Below are 20,735 nucleotides of genomic sequence, written 5' to 3'. Positions count from 1 at the left end.
GTTTCGCATGCACTTGCCGCTTATTCGGCGCCTGTTTGGCGCATGTAGCCCCGTAGCCCCGACCCATGATCGAAACGACCCACTCGCTGCGCGATTGCCTCGCGCCAGCGAAGCTCAATCTCTTCCTGCACATCACCGGGCGCCGGCCGGACGGCTATCACACGCTGCAAACCGTCTTTCAGCTACTCGACTGGGGCGACACGCTGCACTTTACGCGGCGTGACGACGGGCTCGTGACGCGCAGCACCGAAATCGCCGACGTGGCGCCGGAACACGACCTCACCGTGCGCGCAGCCAATCTGCTGAAAGCGCATACGGGCTCGCCGGAAGGCGTCGACATCGAGATCGAAAAGCGCCTGCCGATGGGCGCGGGGCTCGGCGGCGGCAGTTCCGACGCGGCGACCACGCTGCTCGCGCTAAACCGTCTGTGGAAGCTGAAGCTGCCGCGGCTCGAATTGCAGGCGCTGGCACTGAAACTCGGCGCCGACGTGCCGTTCTTCGTCTTCGGAAAAAATGCGTTCGCCCAGGGTGTTGGAGAAACGTTAGACGTTGTACAATTGCCGCCGCGTCATTTCCTGGTAGTGACGCCGAGGGTTCATGTGCCGACTGCAGCGATTTTTTCCGAAAAAGCGTTGACAAGAGATTCAAAAGCCCTCACAATTACGGACTTTCCTGCAGAACTTAGCTGCAACACTGAATGGCCAGACAGTTTTGGCCGCAATGACATGCAGCCGGTTGTCGTAGGAAAGTACGCGGAAGTAGCGCAAGTGCTGCGATGGTTTGAAAATATCGCGCCGGCGCGGATGTCCGGATCTGGTGCAAGTGTCTTTGCAGCGTTCCGTAGCAAAGCTGAAGCAGAAGCGGCACAAGCCAAACTGCCGAGCGAATGGAACAGCGCAGTGGCCGCCAGTCTGGCGCAGCATCCACTCTTTGCTTTCGCGTCATAGGTTTTGCATCGTCGAACGAAACTCCACGTTCGGCGGGGCTCAAAGTTAGTGTAGGGGAGTCGCCAAGCTGGTTAAGGCACCGGATTTTGATTCCGGCATGCAAAGGTTCGAATCCTTTCTCCCCTGCCAAAAATTCTCGCATTTCCCCTCGCCCCCAGCCTGAAGCAGGTGCACGATGAGCAGCCATGACGGCCTGATGGTTTTTACTGGCAACGCAAATCCCGCGCTTGCACAGGAAGTCGTCAAAATCCTCGGTATTCCCCTCGGCAAAGCAATGGTGAGCCGTTTCTCGGACGGTGAAATCCAGGTCGAGATTCAGGAAAACGTGCGCGGCAAAGACGTCTTTGTTCTGCAGTCCACGTGCGCACCGGCGAACGACAACCTGATGGAACTGATGATCATGGTCGACGCGCTCAAGCGCGCATCGGCCGGCCGGATCACCGCAGCCATCCCCTACTTCGGTTATGCACGCCAGGATCGCCGCCCTCGTTCGGCGCGCGTCGCCATCTCGGCGAAAATCGTGGCGAACATGCTGGAAATCGCGGGCGTCGAGCGGATCATCACGATGGATCTGCACGCTGACCAGATTCAAGGCTTCTTCGACATCCCCGTCGACAACATCTACGCTACGCCCGTGCTGCTCGGCGATCTGCGCAAGCAGAACTACGAGAACCTGCTGGTCGTTTCGCCGGACGTCGGCGGCGTGGTGCGTGCCCGGGCTTTGGCGAAGCAGCTCAACTGCGACCTCGCAATCATCGACAAACGCCGCCCGAAGGCGAACGTTGCCGAAGTGATGAACATCATCGGTGAAGTCGAAGGCCGGACCTGCGTGATCATGGACGACATGGTCGACACCGCCGGCACGCTTTGCAAGGCAGCACAGGTTTTGAAGGAACGTGGCGCGAAGCAGGTCTTCGCTTACGCCACGCACCCGGTTCTGTCGGGCGGCGCGGGCGAGCGTATCGCCGCATCCGCGCTCGACGAACTGGTCGTCACGGACACGATCCCGCTCGGTGAAGAAGCCCGCTCGTGCGCGAAGATCCGTTCGCTGACGAGCGCGGGCCTGCTGGCCGAAACGTTCTCGCGCATCCGCCGCGGCGATTCGGTCATGTCGCTGTTCGCTGAAAGTTAAGTATTTGCGAAGGCGCGGCGCATTGCTACAAGGCAACGCCGCGCTTTTGCACAATCGGCGTGAACGAACGAAGGTTCATGCCGCAGCTCTGGGGCCTCAGCCATAACGGCTTGCGGGCCCCGTTTTTACTGCCTGGTCGCGGGCAGTGCATTGGAGATTCAAGATGAAAGTTGTCGCTTTCGAGCGTTCTTTGCAAGGTACGGGTGCGAGCCGCCGCCTGCGTAACTCGGGCAAGACCCCGGGCATCGTATATGGCGCTGGTGCTGAAACGCAATTGGTCGAACTGGACCACAACGCGCTGTGGCACGCGCTGAAGAAAGAAGTTTTCCACTCGTCGATTCTCGATCTGGAAGTCGGTGGCAAGTCGCAACAGGTTCTGCTGCGCGACGTGCAATACCATCCGTTCCGTCAGCTCGTGCTGCACGTGGACTTCCAGCGTGTCGACGCAACGAAGAAGCTGCACACCAAGGTGCCGCTGCACTTCATGAACCAGGAATCGAACCCGGCAGTCAAGCTGGCGAGCGCGGTGATCTCGCACGTCATCAATGAAATCGAAGTCGAGTGCCTGCCGTCGGCACTGCCCGAATTCATCGAAGTCGATCTGGCGAAGATCGAAGCGGGTCAATCGGTTCACGCGAAAGATATTCCGCTGCCGGCAGGCGTGTCGCTGGTTGCTCACGTCGACGCTGAAAACCCGGTCGTCGCTTCGGCAACGATCCCGGCTGGCGCAGTGTCGGAAAGCGACGCTGCTTCCGCTGAAGGCGAAACGCCGGCTGCTTAAGCGCCGTTCGCGCATTGAGCAAGCAATCCTCTCGATCCGTTTCCATGAAACGGTCGACGTGACCCGCCGAGGTTCGCCCCGGCGGGTTTTTTTTCGGTTTTTTTCGGCTCGGCCGCGCGCTGCTTCCGGGCCAGATGGACCCACGCAATCATGATCAAGCTGATCGTCGGGCTCGGCAATCCGGGCGCCGAATACACCGCGACGCGCCACAACGCAGGTTTCTGGCTGGTCGATCAACTGGCGCGCGACGCAGGCACGAACCTTCGCGACGAGCGACGCTTCCACGGCTTTTACGCGAAGGCACGGCTTCACGGCGAGGAAGTGCATCTGCTCGAGCCGCAGACTTATATGAACCGCTCGGGTCAGTCGGTCGTCGCGGTGGCGCAGTTCTTCAAGATTCTTCCCGACGAGATTCTCGTCGCGCACGACGAACTCGACATGCCGCCCGGCAGTGTCAAGCTGAAGCTCGGCGGCGGTAGCGGCGGGCATAATGGTTTGAAGGACATCACCGCGCATCTGTCGTCGCAGCAGTATTGGCGGCTGCGCATCGGCATCGGCCATCCGCGGGATTTGATTCCCGAAAGCGCGCGCGCCAGCGCGAAGCCCGACGTCGCCAACTACGTGCTGAAACCGCCGCGCCGCGAAGAGCAGGACGCGATCGACGCGGCCATGGAGCGTGGGCTGGCAGTGATGCCGCAGATCATCAAAGGCGAGCTTGAACGCGCGATGATGCAACTGCATCGGAATTCGTAAGCGCAATTCGTAAGCGCTGTTGTTTTGCGCGGGACGGCCCCGCTGCGTTGCGTGCAACCGGCGCGTTCTGCCGGCCGTGCGCTTAACAACACAAGCTGATCATCGCATTGACTTAGAACCCGCCGCGCCAGATCGACCGCTTTGCATCGGAGAACCCTTTGAGCCGCTATTGGAGTGACATCGTTCACCGTCTGACGCCGTATGTGCCGGGCGAACAGCCCGCGCTCGCGCATCCGGTGAAGCTGAATACCAACGAGAATCCCTACCCGCCTTCGCCGCGCGTGCTCGAGGCAATCCGCGAGGAACTGGGCGATGCCGGCGAATCGTTGCGCCGCTACCCGGACCCGACCGCGCTCAAGCTGCGTGAAACCGTGGCCGCGTACCACGGCATCCGCGCCGATCAGGTTTTCGCCGGCAATGGCTCCGATGAGGTGCTCGCGCTCACCTTCCAGGCCTTGCTCAAGCACGACAAGCCGCTGCTGTTTCCTGACATCACGTATAGCTTTTACCCGACTTACGCGCGGCTTTTCGACGTTGACTATCGGACGATTCCGCTCGACGACGCCTTTGCGATCCACATCGACGACTACGCGGTTCCCAACGGCGGCATCCTGTTTCCGAATCCGAACGCGCCGACGGGACGTCCGCTGCCGCTTGCGGACATCGAGCGCCTCGTCGCAAGAAACGCGGATTCAGTCGTGGTGATCGACGAAGCGTATGTGGATTTCGGCGCGGAATCGGCGATCGGGCTGATTGACCGCTATCCGAACCTGCTCGTCGTGCAGACGGTGTCGAAGTCGCGCTCGCTGGCGGGCATGCGCGTCGGCTTCGCGTTTGGCAACGCGGAACTGATCGGCGCGCTCAATCGCGTGAAAGACAGCTTCAACTCGTATCCGCTGGACCGCCTCGCGCAAGCCGCGGCCCGCGCGGCGTATCAGGACGAAGCGTGGTTCCGCGACACCTGCGCCAAAGTGATCGCGAGCCGCGAACGGCTGGCTGCGGGCCTGACGGCGCTGGGTTTCGATGTCGTGCCGTCGGCGGCCGATCTGCTGTTCGCGCGCCACCCCGGATACGACGCGGCGGCGCTGGTGTCACGGCTTCGTGAGAAGGAAATTTTCGTGCGCCACTTCAAGGCGCCGAGAATCGATCAGCACCTGCGCATCTCGGTCGGAACCGACGCCGAGTGCGACGTGCTGCTCGACGCCTTGCGCGACATCTTCAGCGCCTACGTGAGCTAGTCAGCTAATCAGCTAGTCGGGGCGCAGCAAAAAAAACGGCGAGGCCCGCGCCTCGCCGTTTTCAATTCCATTGACCACAACTTCACGCGCTCTTTGCCGCCTGTAACGCGTGATACTTCGCCATCAGGCCTTCCGGCGTTTCCAGATGCTCGGGATCGCGCGGAATGCACTCGACGGGACACACCTGAATGCACTGCGGCTCGTCGAAATGGCCGACGCACTCCGTGCACTTTTTCGGGTCGATCACATAGATTTCCGGGCCCATCGAAATCGCGTCGTTCGGGCACTCGGGCTCGCACACGTCGCAATTGATGCACTCGTCGGTAATCATCAAGGCCATACTTCTCTCACTTCATGCCGGCCGCAGCCAGCTTCGTTCCGTCAAACCGATAGTTTACGCCGGTTACGGCTGCGCCGCCGAAGCGCCGTTGTCCGCGTCCAATGCCGCGACCTTTTCCTTCAGCCATTTTTCGACCGACGGGAACACGAACTTGCTGACGTCGCCGCCCAGTTGCGCGATCTCCCGGACAATCGTGCCCGAAATGAACTGGTACTGATCGGACGGCGTCATGAACATGGTCTCCACGTCCGGCAACAGATAGCGGTTCATGCCAGCCATCTGGAACTCGTATTCGAAGTCCGACACGGCGCGCAGCCCGCGCACGATCACCCGTGCGTTATTGGTCCGTACGAAGTCCTTCAGCAGCCCCTTGAAGCTCATGACCTGCACGTTCGGATAATGGCCGAGCACCTCATGAGCGATGTCGAGACGCTCTTTCAGCGTGAAAAACGGCTTCTTGTTGCGGCTGTCGGCAACGCCGACCACCAGCGTGTCGAAGATGCTCGACGCGCGCCGAACGAGGTCTTCGTGACCGCGTGTGAGCGGATCGAACGTGCCCGGATACACGGCGACTACCATGAGATTTCTCCTCTCTTCAGACAGATGGGCACGTCAAAGCGTCCACGCGACGCATTTGGCACCGGCCGCGCGCGTGACGTGAAATCGTCCGGCGCTTGTTATGGAAGGCGCATTATTCCTCATTTTCGCGCTGCAGCAAATGGAAGTGGACAGCGCCGGCTTTCCCTTCCCGCACGATTTTCCACCCGGCCAGCGCTTCGTTTGCGTCGACGTCCAGAGCCGCGCCGGCCTCCACATACAGAAACCCGTCTTCGCTGACGAGCGGCGCGGCCAGCGCGAGCGCTTTGTCCAGCAGATCGTCGCCGAAAGGCGGGTCGAGAAACACCACGTCGAACGAAGCGGGCGGCAGGCTTGCAGCAAGCCGCAAGCCGTCGGCCTCGGCAATTTCGATCGTGCGTGCGGCGAGGCGCTCCTGATTCGCCCGCAACTGGGCGGCCGCTCGCGCGTTGCGCTCGACCATCAGCACGCGCGCGGCGCCGCGCGACGCTGCCTCGAAACCGAGCGCGCCGCTGCCCGCGAACAGATCGAGACAGCGCTCGCCGTCCAGACGTTGCCCAAGCCAGTTGAACAGCGTCTCGCGGACGCGGTCCGGCGTCGGCCGCAGACCGTCGAGGTCGAGCACCGGCAGCGGCGTGCGTTTCCAGTCGCCGCCGATAATCCGGATCGCGTGCGGCTTGCCGCTTTTGGACGAAGCGCCGTGGGCGCGTGAAGGAGCAGAACGGGGCATGCAGTTTCGATTACGTTTGTGGAAAGCGTCCGCCACATCGACGCGAAGCGCCACGCGAGCGGACTGGAGCGCCAACGTTACCACAGGGGCGCCGCGCGTCCACCCTGGCCATTCGGCCGATACGACGCACGACGGCGCGCCTGATAAAATGTGCGGCTTCCAGCGCCCTGCATCCCGCATTGCAACGCTGCCTGCCGCTCCCGCCGGCGCTGTGCCGGCTGCGCGCTTCGGCGCGCGCTCTCACCACGCCAGATCATGTTCAGCTTTTTCAAACGATTCAAGGGTTCGAAAGAGTCCGAAAACGCGCCAGACGAATCGCAGACCGCGCCTGACGATCTTCTCGACGAGCCGCCTGCGGTAGAAGCACCGGCCGCGCCGCGTGCCGATGCCGATGCCGATGCCGATGCCCGTGCCGATGCCCGTGCCGATGCGCCGGGCAGCATCGCCACACCGCCCGCAGCCGCTGAGCCGCAATTTGCGCCGCAAGCCCAGCCTGAAACCGATATCGAAGAAGCGTCGTTCGAAACGGTAGAGATCGTGCCGCCGCCGGTTCCGGACGAGAGCGCGAAACGCTCATGGCTGACTCGCCTCAAGACCGGTTTGTCGAAGACGAGTTCGAGCATCACCGGCATTTTCGTCGGCGCAAAGATCGACGAAGATCTTTACGAAGAGCTCGAAACCGCGCTGCTGATGTCGGACGCAGGCGTCGACGCCACCGAATTCCTGCTCGAAGCGCTGCGCGAGAAAGTGCGCGCTGAGCGTCTCACGGAGCCGCAGCAGGTCAAGACCGCGCTGCGCACGCTGCTCGTCGATCTTCTGAAGCCGCTCGAAAAATCGCTGATGCTCGGGCGAGCCAAGCCGCTCGTCATGATGATCGCCGGCGTCAACGGCGCGGGCAAAACGACCAGCATCGGCAAGCTCGCCAAGCATCTGCAGAGCTTCGACCAGTCGGTGCTGCTGGCCGCCGGCGACACGTTCCGCGCGGCCGCGCGCGAGCAGTTGGCCATCTGGGGCCAGCGCAACAACGTGACCGTAGTCGCGCAGGAAAGCGGCGACCCTGCCGCCGTGATTTTCGACGCGGTCGGCGCCGCGCGGGCGCGCAAGATCGACGTGATGATGGCCGACACGGCCGGCCGTCTGCCGACCCAACTGCATCTGATGGAAGAGCTGCGCAAGGTCAAGCGCGTGATTGGCAAGGCGCAGGACGGCGCGCCGCACGAGGTACTGCTCGTGATCGATGCCAATACCGGGCAGAACGCGCTCGCACAGGTCAAGGCTTTCGACGACGCGCTCGGCCTCACCGGTCTCATCGTCACCAAGCTCGACGGCACGGCGAAGGGCGGCATTCTCGCGGCAATCGCGCGGCAAAGGCCGATTCCGGTTTACTTCATCGGCGTCGGCGAGAAGGTCGAGGATTTGCAGCCCTTCAGCGCCGAGGAGTTTTCGGACGCGTTGCTCGGCGGCTGAGCGCCGGCACAGGCAGACGAAGGGAAACGAAGGGAAACGAAGCCAAACGAAAAAGGGCACTCCGCGGAGTGCCCTTTTCGCATTCACCGCCGTCACTTCATTCAGCGTCCGGCTGCGCGCCCGGCGCCGCACGCGCGAACGCATCGATTTGCATCGCGTGATCGTAGATGCGCTGGATCGTCGGAAACTTCGCCGTATCGACCTTGAAGCGCTGAGCGTTGAAGACCTGCGGAATCAGGCAGGCGTCGGCGAGCGTCGGCACGTCGCCGAAGCAAAGCTTGCCCGTGCGTGCGTCGCTCGCGAGGTGCGTCTCGAGCGCCGCAAAGCCGGCTTCCACCCAATGCCGATACCACGCGTCTTTGGCATCGTCGTCGACACAAAGCGTGTGTTTCAGATACCTGAGCACCCGCAGATTGTTCAGCGGATGAATTTCGCACGCCACCTGCAACGCCACCGAACGCACATACGCGCGATCGAGCGGCGCCTTGGGCAGAAGCGGCGGCTCCGGATGCGTTTCCTCCAGATACTCGATGATCGCGAGCGATTGCGGCATGACCTCGTGGCCGTCCACCAGAGTCGGCACGATGCCGTCGGCGTTCAGCTTGCGGTACTCGGGCTTCAACTGCTCGCCGCCGTCCCGCACGAGATGCACGGGCGCATACTCGTACGGCAGGTTCTTCACGTTGAGCGCGATGCGCACGCGATACGACGCCGAACTGCGGAAATAGCTGTAGAGCTTCATGTTGTTGTCTCCTCCCCATCCCCGCGTCAGACGACGCGCACGCTCAACTCGCCGAGCCGATCCACGCCGCCTTTCATCAGATCGCCGCGCACGACCGCGCCGACACCTTCCGGCGTGCCCGTGAAGATGAGATCGCCGGGTTGCAGCGCGAAGAGCGTCGACAGATAAGCGATAGTTTCGCCCACCGACCAGATGAGCTGCGACACGTCCGAACGCTGCTTGTCCTCACCGTTGACGGACAACCAGATCGCGCCTTCTCCGACGTGGCCGACCGTAGAAACCGGATGGATCGGCCCGAGCGGCGCCGAGTGATCGAAGCCCTTTGCGGTATCCCACGGACGCCCGAGCTTCTTCGCCTCGGCCTGCAGATCGCGGCGCGTCATATCGAGGCCGAGCGCGTAGCCGTAGACGTGATCCAGCGCGCGGTCGGCCGGAATGTCCTTGCCGCCTTTGCCGATGGCCGCGACCAGTTCCATTTCGAAGTGCACGTTTTTCGACTGCGACGGATACGGGAATTCGCCCGTCTCGCCCGGCGGCACATACAGAACGGCATCCGCGGGCTTGGCGAAGAAAAACGGCGGTTCGCGATCCGGATCGTGTCCCATCTCACGGGCATGCGCCTCGTAATTGCGGCCGACGCAGTAAATGCGACGCACAGGGAACTGCTCGCTAGACCCGACAACCGGCACTGCAACTACCGGTGCCGGTGCAAATACGTAACTCATCCGGTTCTCCGTTGTTTGATAGACACGAGCCGCGGCGCGGCGATAGACAGACAAACAGACAGCCAGTTTAACGCGCGGCAACAGGCGGCGCGCGTCAGTCCGGCAGCCGTTCGCGACAGCGCCGCGCCATTGCCACGCCGTTGCCAGGATCTCGCCGCAGCGCCATAGATGCGATACTCACACCAGACAACGTCCCTTGAATACCGTGGCGGCCGGCTCAAAATCGGCGCGCCAGCAAGTCCATTGCCCTCATGACAGACTCCGCCGACACCGCCAACCCGTTCCCGTGCGCCCGCTTCATCAAGGAGATCGGCCGCGGGCCGAACGGCGCCCGCGCGCTCACCGCCGACGACACCCGCGCGCTCTACACCGCCATGCTCGACGGCCGCGTCGGCGAACTCGAGCTCGGCGCGATCCTGCTCGCCTACCGCGTGAAAGGCGAAACCGCCGACGAACTCGCCGCGATGCTCGCCGGCGCTCATGCGTCGTTCGAGCCGGTTCATCTGCCGCCGGGCGAGTTCAGCCCGGTGTCGATCCCGAGCTACAACGGCGCGCGCAAGCAGCCGAATCTCGTGCCGCTCCTCGCACTGCTGCTCGCGCGCGAGGGCGTGCCGGTTCTCGTGCACGGCGTCACCGACGATCCCGGCCGCGTGACGAGCGCCGAAATTTTCACGCATCTGCGGATTCCGCACGCAAGCTCGCACGACGATATCGAAGACGGCCTCGCCGAGCGGCGCGTGGCCTTTGCGTCCATCGATGTTCTCGCGCCGAAGCTCGCGCATCTGCTCGCGCTGCGTCGGCGCATGGGCGTGCGCAACTCGACGCACACGCTGGTGAAAATTCTCCAGCCGTTCGCGCCCGCCGGACTGCGGCTCGTGAACTACACGCATCCGCCGTATCGGGACAGCCTGACGGAACTCTTCAGCGCGCATCCCGAGGCGGCGCAGGGCGGCGCGCTGCTCGCGCGCGGCACCGAAGGCGAAGCAGTGGCCGACACGCGGCGTCAGGTGCAGATCGACTGGCTGCACGACGGCATCCGCGAGACGCGCGTGCCGCATGAGCGCTCGTCGCGCGACGCGCCGGAGGTCGAATTACCCGAAGCGCGCGACGCCGCGACGACCGCGGCGTGGATCAGCGCCGTGCTGCGCGGCGAGGCGCCGGTGCCCGGCGCGATCGAGCGGCAAGTCGAACTGATCGTGGATGTCGCCAGAACGCCGTCGTAAGCTCACTCGATTGCGCAGCGCGTTGCCTGCCACGCAATGAGGCGCCACTGGCCCTCTTCCTGCGTGTGGATCGCCGTGTAGGCAATGGGGAAAAGCAGCGCGCCGTTATTCGCTTCCATCTCGATCAGCGCGCGGCCCGTCACGACGCAGGTTTCCCGCCCGACCGGCAGCACGTCCTGCGTCTGCACTTCGATCTGTCGGTAGCGGCGGCGTCCGCCCGTAATGCCGTCGATGAACTGCTGCTTCGTTTCGCGCTTGCCGTTCGTGTGGACGTAGCTCAGGTTGTCGGCGAGCAGCGCGTCGAGCGACTGCCCGTCGCCGTCGACCATTGCGCGAAAGCGTTCCCGCTCCAGCCCGCGAATCGCCTCGATTGTCTTTGCCGCCATTGCTCAGCCCCTTGTACCGGTGAGCCGTAGCGGCCACGGTCAGAAGTTATATTGCAGATATAGCTGGTGGAAATTTATACCAGGATTCGGCTCTTTGATACCGCCGTTCGACACATGCTGGAAGCGGTAGCCGGCCTGGTACTGCTGACGGCCGCCGAATTGCACGCCGACGCCGGCCATATCGGCGAACTGGAACGCCGTGGAAAGCGTGAAGGTCGAAGAGATTCTCGGGCTCGTGAGGAGCCGCACGCCCGCGCCGGCCTCGACGAAAGGCCGGATCGTTCCCGATCCTTTGATGAAGCGAATGATAGGCGTCACACCGATTTCGCCGATGTTCTCGTGCACATTGCCTTCGTTCGTATGCCACCAGGCCACGTGCGCCTCGCCGATCAGCGCGAAATGCCAGTCGCCGATCTGCCACCACGTGAGATTCGGGTCCCACACAAAGCCGAGATCCAGCTTCTTGACATGGTGATCGCCGAGGCCGCCGGCGACCTGGATGCCGAACTGATCCGCTGCGGCGACGCCTGAAAGGCCAAACAGCAGGGCCGCGCAGACGCTTTTTAGAGCCAGTCCACGCACGACATTCTTTTTGTTGTTCATCTGACACCCGAGCTCAACAGGTTGAACGATCTGTAACAGTCTTGCTTATTCTAAAGAGAATCCGAAGTCGGCGGATCATCTTAAGAAACTTAAATTTTCGCAATTACTGACGTTAAAAAGTGAAAAAATCGGTCGAAAGTGATAAATGAAGGCGCTTTGTCAGGTAATTAATACGTCTCTGCATTGCGCTTTGAAGGGGCGTATCATGGCTATTGAATCTTTGATGTCGATAGGAATTTACGGAACTTGGAAGCCCCTACGGCCTCTAAGTATTAGCACTCGGAAAACGAGAGTGCTAACATCCAACGCTGGAGTCGTTACCTGAACAAGCTTTTGCCTGATTCCAAAGGAGTTTTCCACGTGAGCCATGCATTGACCCTTCCGAGTACTCTGAGCCCGTCGTCGGCTAAGGCCGCTCCGGCAGGTGCGCTGGCGCTCTCGCATTCCTCCCTGCTGCCCGGTCAACTGGGCAACATCGACGCCTACATCCAGGCCGTAAATCGGATTCCGATGCTGACGCCGGCAGAAGAACGCCAGTTCGCCACAGAATTCCGCGAGCACGACAACCTCGAGGCCGCGCGCCGGCTCGTGCTGTCGCACCTGCGGCTGGTCGTTTCGATCGCGCGCAACTATCTCGGCTACGGGCTGCCGCACGCCGACCTGATCCAGGAAGGCAACATCGGCCTGATGAAGGCCGTGAAGCGCTTCGATCCCGAACAGAACGTGCGTCTGGTGTCGTACGCGATGCACTGGATCAAGGCCGAGATCCACGAATACATTCTGCGCAACTGGCGCATGGTGAAGGTCGCCACGACCAAGGCGCAGCGCAAGCTGTTCTTCAATCTGCGCAGCCACAAGCAGGGCCTGGGCTCGTTCACGCCGGACGAGATCGAAGGTCTCGCCAAGGAACTGAACGTCAAGCGCGAAGAAGTAGCCGAAATGGAAACGCGCCTGTCGGGCGGTGACATCGCGCTGGAAGGCCAGGTTGAAGACGGCGAAGAGTCGTACGCGCCCATTGCGTATCTCGCCGACTCGCACAGCGAGCCGACCGCCGTGCTGGCCTCGCGTCAGCGCGACAAGCTGCAGAGCGACGGTATCGCGACGGCACTGGAGGCACTCGATGCCCGCAGCCGCCGCATCATCGAAGCCCGCTGGCTGAAGGTGCAGGACGATGGTTCGGGCGGCTCGACGCTGCACGAACTGGCGGACGAGTTCGGCGTGTCGGCGGAACGCATTCGCCAGATCGAAGCCAGCGCGATGAAGAAGATGCGCGGCGCGCTGACCGAGTACGCGTAACGTTCATTTCGAATAACCGCTGTAAGTGAAAAACCCTGCCGTCTCACGACGGCAGGGTTTTTTTATACGCGCTGTGATCTCTCAGCGCGAAGTGAGCGGCGGCAGCCTGGCTGCCGCCGTCATCCAATCACGCTGGCAAAGGCGCCGCGCCGCCGCTCGCCGGCATGCGGGTCGCCAGCGTTTCGGCGTAACGCCGCGCAGCATCGCCGACGACGATATGGAACGTGTCCGCCGACACCCACGCGGTATCGAGCGTGGCGAGACGCTGACGATCCACCGCCGACGGATCGCGCACGACGATACGCAGACGCGTCGCCGCGACGGCATCGAGCGACACCACATTGCCCGCGCCGCCAAACACCGCGAGCCAGCGCAACGGATCGGGATCGAGCGGACCGTTCGCCGCGCCAGTTGCAACGGCCACGCCTGCAGCCGCAGCCGAAGCAGCCGGCTTTGCCGCAACCGCGTCACCGCCGCCCTGCCCGATCACCGTGCGAATTTCATCCGCGATGATGTCCGCTTCCGGTCCGATGATTACCTGCACGTTCGTCGCGCCGCGCTTGAGCACGCCGCGCGCGCCGATCGTCTTCAGTTCGCTCTCGGAGACCTTGTTCGAATCGACGACGGACAGACGCAGACGCGTCGTGCACGCATCCACCACCGACAGATTCGCCGCACCGCCCAACGCCGCGATATAGCGCTGCGCACGCGGCACGGCCGCGCCGGCAGCCGGCGAAACGAAGCCGCCAGCCGTGAACGATTCGACCTGCTCGTCGGCAGCGGCCGGTTCGCGGCCCGGCGTCGCCATGTTGAACTTGCGGATGAAGAAGCGGAACAGCCCGTAGTACACCACCGAATACGCGATGCCAACCGGAATCGCCAGCCAGCCCTTGGTGGACAGACCGTAGTTCAGCACGTAGTCGATGGCGCCCGCGGAGAACGTGAAGCCGAGGTGAATGCCGAGCGCCGAGCAGATCGCGAGCGCGAGACCCGTCAGCAACGCGTGGATCACGTACAGCACCGGCGCGAGGAACATGAAGCTGAATTCGATCGGCTCGGTCACGCCCGTGAGGAACGACGTGAGCGCCATCGAGAACAGCAAGCCGCCCACCACCGCACGGCGCTCCTTCGGTGCTTCATGGAACATCGCGAGACACGCGGCCGGCAGGCCGAACATCATCACCGGGAAGAAGCCCGTCATGAACGTTCCGGCAGTCGGGTCGCCCGCGAAGAAGCGATGCAGGTCGCCCGTCACCGCCGCGCCGCCCGGCGGCGTGAAGCTGCCGAACACGAACCACGTCAGCGAATTGAGGATGTGATGCAAACCCGTCACGAGCAGCAGCCGGTTCAGCACGCCGAACACGAATGCGCCGAACGCGCCCGCCGTGGTCAGCCAATGGCCGGCCGTATCGATCACGCCCTGCACCGGCTGCCACACGTAGCCGAACACAATGCCGAGCGCGAGACAGACCACGCCCGTGACAATCGGCACGAAGCGTTTCCCTCCGAAGAACGCGAGGTAATCCGGCAGCTTGATGTCCTTGTACCGGTTGTACAGCAGTCCCGCGACGACGCCCGCCACGATCCCCGACAACACGCCCATGTTGAGCTTGTCGTTGATGTCCTTCATCACCGCGACTTCGATCAGGTAACCGATCGCGCCCGCGAGACCCGCGACGCCGTTGTTGTCCTTCGCAAAACCAACGGCCACGCCGATCGCAAACAGCAGCGGCAGGTTATCGAAGATCGCGCCGCCGGCGTCGGCGATCATCTTGATGTTGAACACATCGGGCTGGCCGAGGCGCAGCAGCAGGCCGGCAACCGGCAGCACCGCGATAGGCAGCATCAGCGCGCGTCCCAGGCGCTGTATCTTCAGAAACGGATTCCCATCCATTGATTACCTCCAATCCTTGTCTCGTTGTCGACGGACGTCGTTGAGTTATGTAGCGATGCAAGCCGTGCGGAGTTCAGTCCAACGGCCAGGTTTCGCGGCTGACTGCTCTTACCGCCTGCGCCGATTCGAGCGCCAGTGCATCCTGGGCGCGCTGGCGGCACAGTTGATAATCGAGGTTGCGCACACGCGCCTTGATGCCCGGCACCGACACCGGATCCACCGAAAGCTCGGTCACGCCGAGGCCGACAAGCAGCGGCATCGCAAGCGGATCGCCCGCAAGCGCGCCGCACACGCCGACCCATTTGCCATGCTTGTTCGCGCCCTGCACCGTGGCCGCGATCAGACGCAGCACAGCCGGATGCAGACCGTCGGCCTGCGCGGCCAGATCGGCCTGACAGCGGTCCATCGCGAGCGTGTATTGCGTGAGGTCGTTGGTGCCGATCGACAGGAAGTCCGCGTGTTGCGCGAGCTGATCCGCGAGCAGCGCCGCCGACGGCACTTCGACCATCACGCCCACTTCGATCGGCTCGGTGCGGCCAAGCTCGCGAGCGAACTCGTCGATACGTTTGCGGATGCGGATCAGTTCGCCGACGTCGGTCACCATCGGCAGAAGAATGCGCACGGCGCCGAACGGCTTGACCGCGAGCAGGCCGCGCAACTGATCGTCGAGCAGGTCGGGGCGCACCTGCGCGAGGCGAATGCCGCGCAAGCCGAGCGCCGGGTTCGGCTCCGGCGGCAGCGTGAGGTAATCCACTTCCTTGTCGGCGCCCACGTCGAGCGTGCGGATGATCGCGGTTCGCCCGCCGAGTGCATCGGCAATGCCCTGATAACTCTGCCGATGCTCGTCCGTGGTCGGCGCGGCGGCGCGGTGAATGAACAGCAGCTCGGTGCGCAACAGGCCAACCGAGTCGGCGCCGTTTTCCACAGCCGTCTTTGCGTCGTCGAGCGTGGCGATGTTCGCGGCCACTTCGATCGCGCGGCCATCCGCGGTGACTGCCGCTTGCTGCGACATGCGGCGGTTCGCTTCGCGCACACCCGCGAGGCGACTGCGCTCAAGGCGCGCGCGCTCGACATCGAGCTCAGTCGGCGCAAACTCGAGACGGCCGTTCGTCGCGTTCACCACGACCTGCGCGCCCTCAGGAATCGCATGCAGCGCGTCGCCGACGGCGACCATCGCCGGAATGCCCGCCTGGCGCGCGAGAATGGCCGCGTGCGAAGTTGCGCCGCCGCGCGCCATCACGAGCGCCGTGACACGCGAGCGGTCGAGAGACGACAGATCGGACGGCGTGAATTCGTCGGCGGCGAGCACGGCTTCATCCGGCAACGTGCGCGCGGCCGCGTTCGTATAACCGAGCGCGCGCAGCACGCGCTTTTCGATGTCGCGCAGATCGGCAGCGCGTTCGGCGAGCAACGCGTCTTCGACATTGTTCAGGATGCCTATCTGTGCCCGGATCGCTTCGCGCCACGCGAAGCCCGCGCTCTTGCCGAGGCTGATCAGATCGCGCGCGGCGTCGAGCAGCGTCGGATCTTCGAGCAGCACGCGATGCACCGCGAAAATGCCCGCCTCGCCGACCGCGCCGCGTTGCGACGCGTCGCGCACTGTCGTGCCGAGATCGGCGTCGACGGTCGCGATCGCCTTGTCGAGCAGGCGGCTTTCCGCAGCGGACGTGCCGCTCGCCTGTTCCGGCGGATCGAGGTCCGCGTCGTCCCAGCGCACCAGCTTGCCGACAGCAACGCCCGGCGACGCGCACACGCCCGCGAGCGTATTCGGCGCGAGCGCTTCGCCGGCGGCAGGCGCCGCCGTTTGCGGCGCCGGCGAACTTTGCCGCGCCGGCTTCTCTTCCACTTCGCCGTGGGCCTCGCGCGTCAGTTCGTGAGCGATTGCGTCGACTGCGGCTTTGGCTTGCGGGCCGACGCCGAGCAGTTCGACGGTCGCGCCCTGGCCCGCGCCGAGCCCAAGCAGACCAACCACGCTTTCGATTGCCGCCTTGCGTCCTTCATAACGCACTTCGACGCGCGCATCGAACGCACGCGCCGCTTCGCGGGCGCGCGCCGCCGGCCGTGCATGCAGGCCGCCCGCGTGGACCAGCGTGATCTGCGCACGCGCTTCCTCGGTCACGCCGGTCGCGCTCAACTGACGCGACGCCGCAGCCGCCGCGCCGTCGCGGGCGCGCAGCAGCAACAGCGGCGTTTCGCCCGCCTTCAGCATGCCGCCTTGCGCGCGCTCGACAATTTCGAACGCATCCGAATTGGCGATGGCGATCACCGAGACGAGGCTCGGCGCACGCAGCGCCACCTGATCCTGATCGAACTCGATCAGCACATCGCCGGCACGCACCTTGGCGCCTTGCTCGACCATCGGCGCAAAGCCCTTGCCGTTCAGCTCGACCGTGTCGATGCCGATATGCAGCAGAATCTCCGCGCCTTCCGCGGTCGCCAGCGTCACCGCGTGACCGGTGCGCGCGAGATGCGTGACGGTTGCGTCGCACGGTGCGACGAGCCGGCCCTCGAGCGGATCGACGCCGATGCCGTCGCCGAACATGCCGCCCGAAAACACCGGATCGGGCACGTTCGCGAGCGGCACGACCGGACCGGTCATCGGCGCGAGCAAAACAATATGGCCTTCAGAATGGCTCATTAAACGGGACTCCTCGACACGTCGCATCTGATTTCTCGTCAGTGAGTTTCGGTGACTTTGTTGAGATGGCGCGGCGCATCGGGATTGCGCCCGCGCGCGGCCGCAAGGCCCGCTGCCATCACGTAAAAGGACAGGATCGCGGCGATCGGATCGAGCGCCGCCTGAGCGGTGGTGGCGAGCGGCAGCGTGGCTTCGGGCACGTCGGACGGCGCGGCCAGCAGCACGCGTGCGCCGCGCGCCTGCATATCGCGCGCGAGTTGCAGCAGGCCTGCCTGCTCCGGTCCGCGCGGCGCGAATACGAGCAGCGGATAGTCGCGGTCGATCAGTTCCATCGGACCGTGACGCACTTCCGCGCTCGAGAACGCTTCGGCCTGAATGCCGGAGGTTTCTTTGAGCTTCAACGCGGCTTCCTGCGCGATCGCGAGACCCAGACCACGGCCGATCACGATCATGCGTTCGATGCCGCGCAGTTCGTCCACTGCCTTCGACCAGTCGAGCTTGCCCGCATCTTGCAGCGCATCCGGCAGCGTGTTCAGCGCGCCGAGCAGCGCCGCGTCGTTCTGCCAGTGCGCGACCAGTTGCGCGGAGATCGACAGCATCGCGATATAGCTTTTAGTAGCCGCGACGCTCAACTCGGGACCGGCGACGAGCGGCAGATGCCATTCGCAGGCATCCGCGAGCGGCGAGCTGGGCGCGTTCACGGCGGCAACGGTCAACGCGCCGGCCGCGCGCAGCGCCTGCATCGTACCGACGAGATCGGGACTCTTGCCCGATTGCGAAAACGCGAGCGCGAGTTGATCGCGCACCTGAAGCGGCGCCTGCTGCAGCGTCGCGACCGACATCGGCAGCGAGGCAACCGGCACGCCAAGGCGGCTCATGGTTAGCGATGCGAAGTAACTCGCCGCGTGATCCGAACTGCCGCGCGCGACCGTGAGCGCGACATGGCGCGGCTTTTCTGCGAGCCGCGCGGCCAGCGCCTCGACGCGCGAGGTGTCCGTGAGTTGCGCGGCGACCGTTTCAGCGGACGCCAGCGCCTCTTTAAGCATATTCGACAATTGCTTCTCCTTCGACGTAAGTCGCGCTCAACGCCAGTTCACGATCGAACACGACGACGTCGGCCCACGCGCCGCGCGCGATACGGCCACGGTCTTCGATGCCGAGATAGTCGGCGGCGTAGCGCGACAAACGGTTTGATACATCGGCGATCGGCAGACCGATCGACACCAGATTGCGCAGCGCCTGATCCATCGTCAGGGTGCTGCCGGCAAGCGTACCGTCGGCAAGACGCACGCCGCCGAGACACTTCGTCACGTGTTGGCTGCCGAGGCGATATTCGCCGTCGGGCATGCCGGTCGCCGACGTGCTGTCCGTGACCACGTAGAGGCGCGGAATCGCGCGCAACGCGGCGCGGATCGCGCCCGGATGGACGTGCAGCAGGTCGGGAATGATTTCGGCGAATTCGGCGTGCGCGAGCGCGGCGCCGACGAGGCCTGGATTGCGGTGATGCAGCGGCGACATCGCGTTGAACAGATGCGTGAAGCCGCACGCGCCGTGCTTGAGCGCGGCGACGGCGTCATCGTAAGTGCCGAGCGAATGGCCGAGCTGCACGCGCACGCCGCGCGCCGCCATCGCCGAGATGATGTCCATGTGCCCGGCAATCTCCGGCGCGAGCGTCACCACGCGGATCGGCGCAATGGACAGGTACTTCAGCACCTCGTCCATCACGGCGGACACGGCTGCGTCGGGCTGCGCGCCGAGCTTGCCGGGGTTGATGTACGGCCCTTCCAGATGCACGCCCAACACGCGCGCGCAGCCCGGCGTGCGCACCCGCGCGACGTCGCCGAGACCGGCGACCACGCTCATCAGCTCGTCGCGCGGCGCGGTCATCGTGGTGGCGAGCAGGCTCGTCGTGCCGTAGCGCGCATGCGTGCGGGTGATGGTCTGGATCGCGTCGCCGGCTTCCATCACGTCCGCTCCGCCGCCGCCGTGCACATGCAGGTCGATGAAGCCAGGCAGGATGTACGGCGCATCGTTCGTCGCCGGATCGACGCGCTCGCCGGTGAGCGCGGTGATGCGGCCGTTTTCGAATTCGAGCGTGCCGTGAATCCACCCTTCGGTGGTGAGTATGTTTCCGGTCAGCATGAGTCTCTCTTGCAAGGCGTGATACGGGGCATGGCTGAACTGGTCGGCGGCGCCGCTTAGGTCCGCAGTTCAGCGACGAAGTCGTAGTAGTCGTCGCGGCAATAGGTGTCGGTCAATTCGATTGCGCGCTGGTCGGCGCTGTAACCGATACGGGTAATGACCAGCAGCGCCGAGCGCGGTTCGATGTCCATGAGTGAAGCGATCTCGCTCGAAGCGTTGACCGCGCGAAAGTGCTGCAACGCGCGCACGACTGCCGCGCCGCGTTGCTCGAGATAGCTATAAAGCGAGACGCCGATGGCGAGCGGATCGGGAACGATTGCAACCGGCAGCGCCGAATGTTCGACCGCCATCACGATGCCGTCGGCGCGGCGCAAGCGACGCAGGCTGGCGACCGCGGCGCCCGGCGACAAGCCCAGGTGCACCAGCTCCTCGCGATTGGCGGCGCGAATATCGCGCTCGAGCCAGACGGAGTCGGGACGAAAGCCGCGCTGCTGCATCTTCTTCGTGAAACCGGTGAGCCTGGACAGCGGGTCTTCGACACGTGGCGTGATGAAGCTGCCCGCACCACGCGCCCGCCGGATCAGACCTTGCTCGACCAGCAGTTCGATTGCCTTGCGCGCGGTGATGCGCGACACGCCGATTGCGTCCGACAGCGTGCGCTCCGAAGGCAGCGCCTCGCCCGCGGACCACACGCCGCAGTGGATCGCCGTCGCCAGATTGCGCGCGAGCTGCAAGTACAGCGGCGTGACGTTGCGAGCGTCAGGCATGAGTGCGGACCAGCGAGTTTCCATGGCGCTCCGGCGGCCTTCGACCAGGTTCGGCCTGCAAAAATGAGAGCCCATTATATAACCAACATAATACCAATCAACGAACTGGTTATAGGCCGGTATGTTCTGCCGCAAAGCCTTGCCGCATAAGCGTTTGGCGGCGGTCAACGCGCGCTCGCGGCCCCTTTCTACGCCCCAGGATTTACCCGTATTCGAGTCGTTTGGGACGCGCAAGTGACCAGTTGCAGACCAATTGCGCGGGCACGCGCGCCGCAGCTTCATACCGCCTTGATACCAGTCGATTCCCGCCTGCCGGACACGCGGCTTTGTTAATGAGGGCGCGTTCCAATATAGT

Annotated in this window: 20 protein-coding genes and 1 tRNA gene; 9 read left to right on the top strand and 12 right to left on the bottom strand. The window is 63.9% G+C overall.

Annotated elements, in window-relative coordinates; genetic code table 11:
- Window positions 1–65 precede the first annotated feature (65 nt).
- From ispE to hisC, 6 genes are all read left to right on the top strand, one after another.
- Window positions 66–947, top strand: coding sequence for a 4-(cytidine 5'-diphospho)-2-C-methyl-D-erythritol kinase (gene ispE, locus AB6809_RS23945; protein WP_371027343.1), 882 nt, complete (start codon window positions 66–68; stop codon window positions 945–947).
- A gap of 52 nt (window positions 948–999) precedes the next feature.
- Window positions 1,000–1,076: transfer RNA gene (locus tag AB6809_RS23940), tRNA-Gln, on the top strand.
- Between the two features lie 46 nt (window positions 1,077–1,122).
- Window positions 1,123–2,079: a ribose-phosphate pyrophosphokinase gene (locus tag AB6809_RS23935; protein WP_006048037.1), complete on the top strand. Its 957-nt coding sequence runs from the start codon at window positions 1,123–1,125 to the stop codon at window positions 2,077–2,079.
- Window positions 2,080–2,242: 163 nt separating this feature from the next.
- A complete protein-coding gene (locus AB6809_RS23930) occupies window positions 2,243–2,860 on the top strand; it encodes a 50S ribosomal protein L25/general stress protein Ctc (RefSeq protein WP_006048038.1) in 618 nt (205 codons plus the stop codon).
- Window positions 2,861–3,010: 150 nt separating this feature from the next.
- Window positions 3,011–3,613 carry an aminoacyl-tRNA hydrolase gene (pth, locus tag AB6809_RS23925; RefSeq protein ID WP_307251461.1) on the top strand — a complete coding sequence of 201 codons (603 nt, stop codon included), beginning with the start codon at window positions 3,011–3,013 and terminating at the stop codon, window positions 3,611–3,613.
- Between the two features lie 158 nt (window positions 3,614–3,771).
- Window positions 3,772–4,851 carry a histidinol-phosphate transaminase gene (hisC, locus tag AB6809_RS23920; protein ID WP_371027342.1) on the top strand — a complete coding sequence of 360 codons (1,080 nt, stop codon included), beginning with the start codon at window positions 3,772–3,774 and terminating at the stop codon, window positions 4,849–4,851.
- A gap of 82 nt (window positions 4,852–4,933) precedes the next feature.
- Here the strand turns inward: hisC and AB6809_RS23915 are convergent, their stop codons facing one another.
- The 3 genes from AB6809_RS23915 to rsmD all read right to left on the bottom strand — a co-directional run bounded on the left by AB6809_RS23915 (window position 4,934) and on the right by rsmD (window position 6,497).
- Window positions 4,934–5,191, bottom strand: a complete 258-nt coding sequence (locus tag AB6809_RS23915) for a YfhL family 4Fe-4S dicluster ferredoxin (protein ID WP_013337947.1) — start codon at window positions 5,189–5,191, stop codon at window positions 4,934–4,936.
- A gap of 63 nt (window positions 5,192–5,254) precedes the next feature.
- Window positions 5,255–5,770, bottom strand: a complete 516-nt coding sequence (coaD, locus tag AB6809_RS23910) for a pantetheine-phosphate adenylyltransferase (RefSeq protein ID WP_006048042.1) — start codon at window positions 5,768–5,770, stop codon at window positions 5,255–5,257.
- A gap of 112 nt (window positions 5,771–5,882) precedes the next feature.
- Window positions 5,883–6,497 (bottom strand): 16S rRNA (guanine(966)-N(2))-methyltransferase RsmD, encoded by a 615-nt coding sequence (rsmD, locus tag AB6809_RS23905; RefSeq protein WP_053857475.1) that lies wholly within the window; start codon window positions 6,495–6,497, stop codon window positions 5,883–5,885.
- A gap of 255 nt (window positions 6,498–6,752) precedes the next feature.
- Here rsmD and ftsY point away from each other — a divergent pair, with 255 nt between their 5' ends.
- Window positions 6,753–7,964, top strand: a complete 1,212-nt coding sequence (gene ftsY, locus AB6809_RS23900; protein WP_371027341.1) for a signal recognition particle-docking protein FtsY — start codon at window positions 6,753–6,755, stop codon at window positions 7,962–7,964.
- A gap of 97 nt (window positions 7,965–8,061) precedes the next feature.
- Here ftsY and maiA read toward each other — a convergent pair whose 3' ends face one another.
- Both maiA and AB6809_RS23890 read right to left on the bottom strand, forming a co-directional pair.
- Complete coding sequence (gene maiA, locus AB6809_RS23895) at window positions 8,062–8,706, bottom strand: maleylacetoacetate isomerase (RefSeq protein ID WP_006048045.1); 645 nt, start codon at window positions 8,704–8,706, stop codon at window positions 8,062–8,064.
- A gap of 26 nt (window positions 8,707–8,732) precedes the next feature.
- A complete protein-coding gene (locus tag AB6809_RS23890) occupies window positions 8,733–9,431 on the bottom strand; it encodes a fumarylacetoacetate hydrolase family protein (RefSeq protein WP_371027340.1) in 699 nt (232 codons plus the stop codon).
- A gap of 251 nt (window positions 9,432–9,682) precedes the next feature.
- Between AB6809_RS23890 and ybiB the strand changes: the two genes are divergently transcribed.
- Window positions 9,683–10,654: a DNA-binding protein YbiB gene (gene ybiB, locus AB6809_RS23885; RefSeq protein ID WP_371027339.1), complete on the top strand. Its 972-nt coding sequence runs from the start codon at window positions 9,683–9,685 to the stop codon at window positions 10,652–10,654.
- 2 nt (window positions 10,655–10,656) lie between these two features.
- On the opposite strand, the gene AB6809_RS23880 is transcribed toward ybiB, so the two are convergent.
- Complete coding sequence (locus AB6809_RS23880) at window positions 10,657–11,040, bottom strand: nuclear transport factor 2 family protein (RefSeq protein WP_006048048.1); 384 nt, start codon at window positions 11,038–11,040, stop codon at window positions 10,657–10,659.
- 39 nt (window positions 11,041–11,079) lie between these two features.
- Window positions 11,080–11,643 carry an acyloxyacyl hydrolase gene (locus AB6809_RS23875; protein ID WP_053857471.1) on the bottom strand — a complete coding sequence of 188 codons (564 nt, stop codon included), beginning with the start codon at window positions 11,641–11,643 and terminating at the stop codon, window positions 11,080–11,082.
- A gap of 360 nt (window positions 11,644–12,003) precedes the next feature.
- On the opposite strand from AB6809_RS23875, the gene rpoH reads away from it, so the two are divergent.
- Complete coding sequence (rpoH, locus tag AB6809_RS23870) at window positions 12,004–12,939, top strand: RNA polymerase sigma factor RpoH (RefSeq protein WP_006048050.1); 936 nt, start codon at window positions 12,004–12,006, stop codon at window positions 12,937–12,939.
- Between the two features lie 127 nt (window positions 12,940–13,066).
- On the opposite strand, the gene nagE is transcribed toward rpoH, so the two are convergent.
- The 5 genes from nagE to AB6809_RS23845 form a co-directional block, all read right to left on the bottom strand.
- Window positions 13,067–14,833 (bottom strand): N-acetylglucosamine-specific PTS transporter subunit IIBC, encoded by a 1,767-nt coding sequence (gene nagE / locus AB6809_RS23865; RefSeq protein ID WP_371027338.1) that lies wholly within the window; start codon window positions 14,831–14,833, stop codon window positions 13,067–13,069.
- Between the two features lie 73 nt (window positions 14,834–14,906).
- Entirely contained in the window at window positions 14,907–17,471 is a 2,565-nt protein-coding gene (gene ptsP, locus AB6809_RS23860; protein ID WP_307251441.1) for a phosphoenolpyruvate--protein phosphotransferase, read from the bottom strand.
- 38 nt (window positions 17,472–17,509) lie between these two features.
- Window positions 17,510–18,517: an SIS domain-containing protein gene (locus AB6809_RS23855; protein ID WP_371027347.1), complete on the bottom strand. Its 1,008-nt coding sequence runs from the start codon at window positions 18,515–18,517 to the stop codon at window positions 17,510–17,512.
- Window positions 18,510–19,613 (bottom strand): N-acetylglucosamine-6-phosphate deacetylase, encoded by a 1,104-nt coding sequence (nagA, locus tag AB6809_RS23850; protein WP_006048054.1) that lies wholly within the window; start codon window positions 19,611–19,613, stop codon window positions 18,510–18,512. The genes AB6809_RS23855 and nagA overlap by 8 nt, the downstream gene beginning before the upstream one ends.
- 56 nt (window positions 19,614–19,669) lie before the next feature.
- Window positions 19,670–20,404, bottom strand: coding sequence for a GntR family transcriptional regulator (locus AB6809_RS23845; protein ID WP_029969675.1), 735 nt, complete (start codon window positions 20,402–20,404; stop codon window positions 19,670–19,672).
- Window positions 20,405–20,735 lie beyond the last annotated feature (331 nt).

The sequence above is a fragment of the Paraburkholderia sp. RCC_158 genome (assembly GCF_041355255.1).
GTDB classification, from domain to species: domain Bacteria; phylum Pseudomonadota; class Gammaproteobacteria; order Burkholderiales; family Burkholderiaceae; genus Paraburkholderia; species Paraburkholderia graminis.
The sequence above is the reverse complement of the archived record's forward strand: the minus strand, read 5'-3'. Positions and strand labels throughout refer to the sequence as shown.

Coding starts and splice junctions, on each gene's coding strand:
- AB6809_RS23935 (WP_006048037.1), top strand. CDS start 1,123: ATGAGCAGCCATGACGGCCTGATGGTTTTTACTGGCAACGCAAATCCC.
- AB6809_RS23855 (WP_371027347.1), bottom strand. CDS start 18,517: ATGCTTAAAGAGGCGCTGGCGTCCGCTGAAACGGTCGCCGCGCAACTC.
- ispE (WP_371027343.1), top strand. CDS start 66: ATGATCGAAACGACCCACTCGCTGCGCGATTGCCTCGCGCCAGCGAAG.
- coaD (WP_006048042.1), bottom strand. CDS start 5,770: ATGGTAGTCGCCGTGTATCCGGGCACGTTCGATCCGCTCACACGCGGT.
- rsmD (WP_053857475.1), bottom strand. CDS start 6,497: ATGCCCCGTTCTGCTCCTTCACGCGCCCACGGCGCTTCGTCCAAAAGC.
- AB6809_RS23845 (WP_029969675.1), bottom strand. CDS start 20,404: ATGGAAACTCGCTGGTCCGCACTCATGCCTGACGCTCGCAACGTCACG.
- ybiB (WP_371027339.1), top strand. CDS start 9,683: ATGACAGACTCCGCCGACACCGCCAACCCGTTCCCGTGCGCCCGCTTC.
- ftsY (WP_371027341.1), top strand. CDS start 6,753: ATGTTCAGCTTTTTCAAACGATTCAAGGGTTCGAAAGAGTCCGAAAAC.
- ptsP (WP_307251441.1), bottom strand. CDS start 17,471: ATGAGCCATTCTGAAGGCCATATTGTTTTGCTCGCGCCGATGACCGGT.
- AB6809_RS23880 (WP_006048048.1), bottom strand. CDS start 11,040: ATGGCGGCAAAGACAATCGAGGCGATTCGCGGGCTGGAGCGGGAACGC.
- pth (WP_307251461.1), top strand. CDS start 3,011: ATGATCAAGCTGATCGTCGGGCTCGGCAATCCGGGCGCCGAATACACC.
- AB6809_RS23915 (WP_013337947.1), bottom strand. CDS start 5,191: ATGGCCTTGATGATTACCGACGAGTGCATCAATTGCGACGTGTGCGAG.
- AB6809_RS23930 (WP_006048038.1), top strand. CDS start 2,243: ATGAAAGTTGTCGCTTTCGAGCGTTCTTTGCAAGGTACGGGTGCGAGC.
- maiA (WP_006048045.1), bottom strand. CDS start 8,706: ATGAAGCTCTACAGCTATTTCCGCAGTTCGGCGTCGTATCGCGTGCGC.
- AB6809_RS23875 (WP_053857471.1), bottom strand. CDS start 11,643: ATGAACAACAAAAAGAATGTCGTGCGTGGACTGGCTCTAAAAAGCGTC.
- nagA (WP_006048054.1), bottom strand. CDS start 19,613: ATGCTGACCGGAAACATACTCACCACCGAAGGGTGGATTCACGGCACG.
- nagE (WP_371027338.1), bottom strand. CDS start 14,833: ATGGATGGGAATCCGTTTCTGAAGATACAGCGCCTGGGACGCGCGCTG.
- AB6809_RS23890 (WP_371027340.1), bottom strand. CDS start 9,431: ATGAGTTACGTATTTGCACCGGCACCGGTAGTTGCAGTGCCGGTTGTC.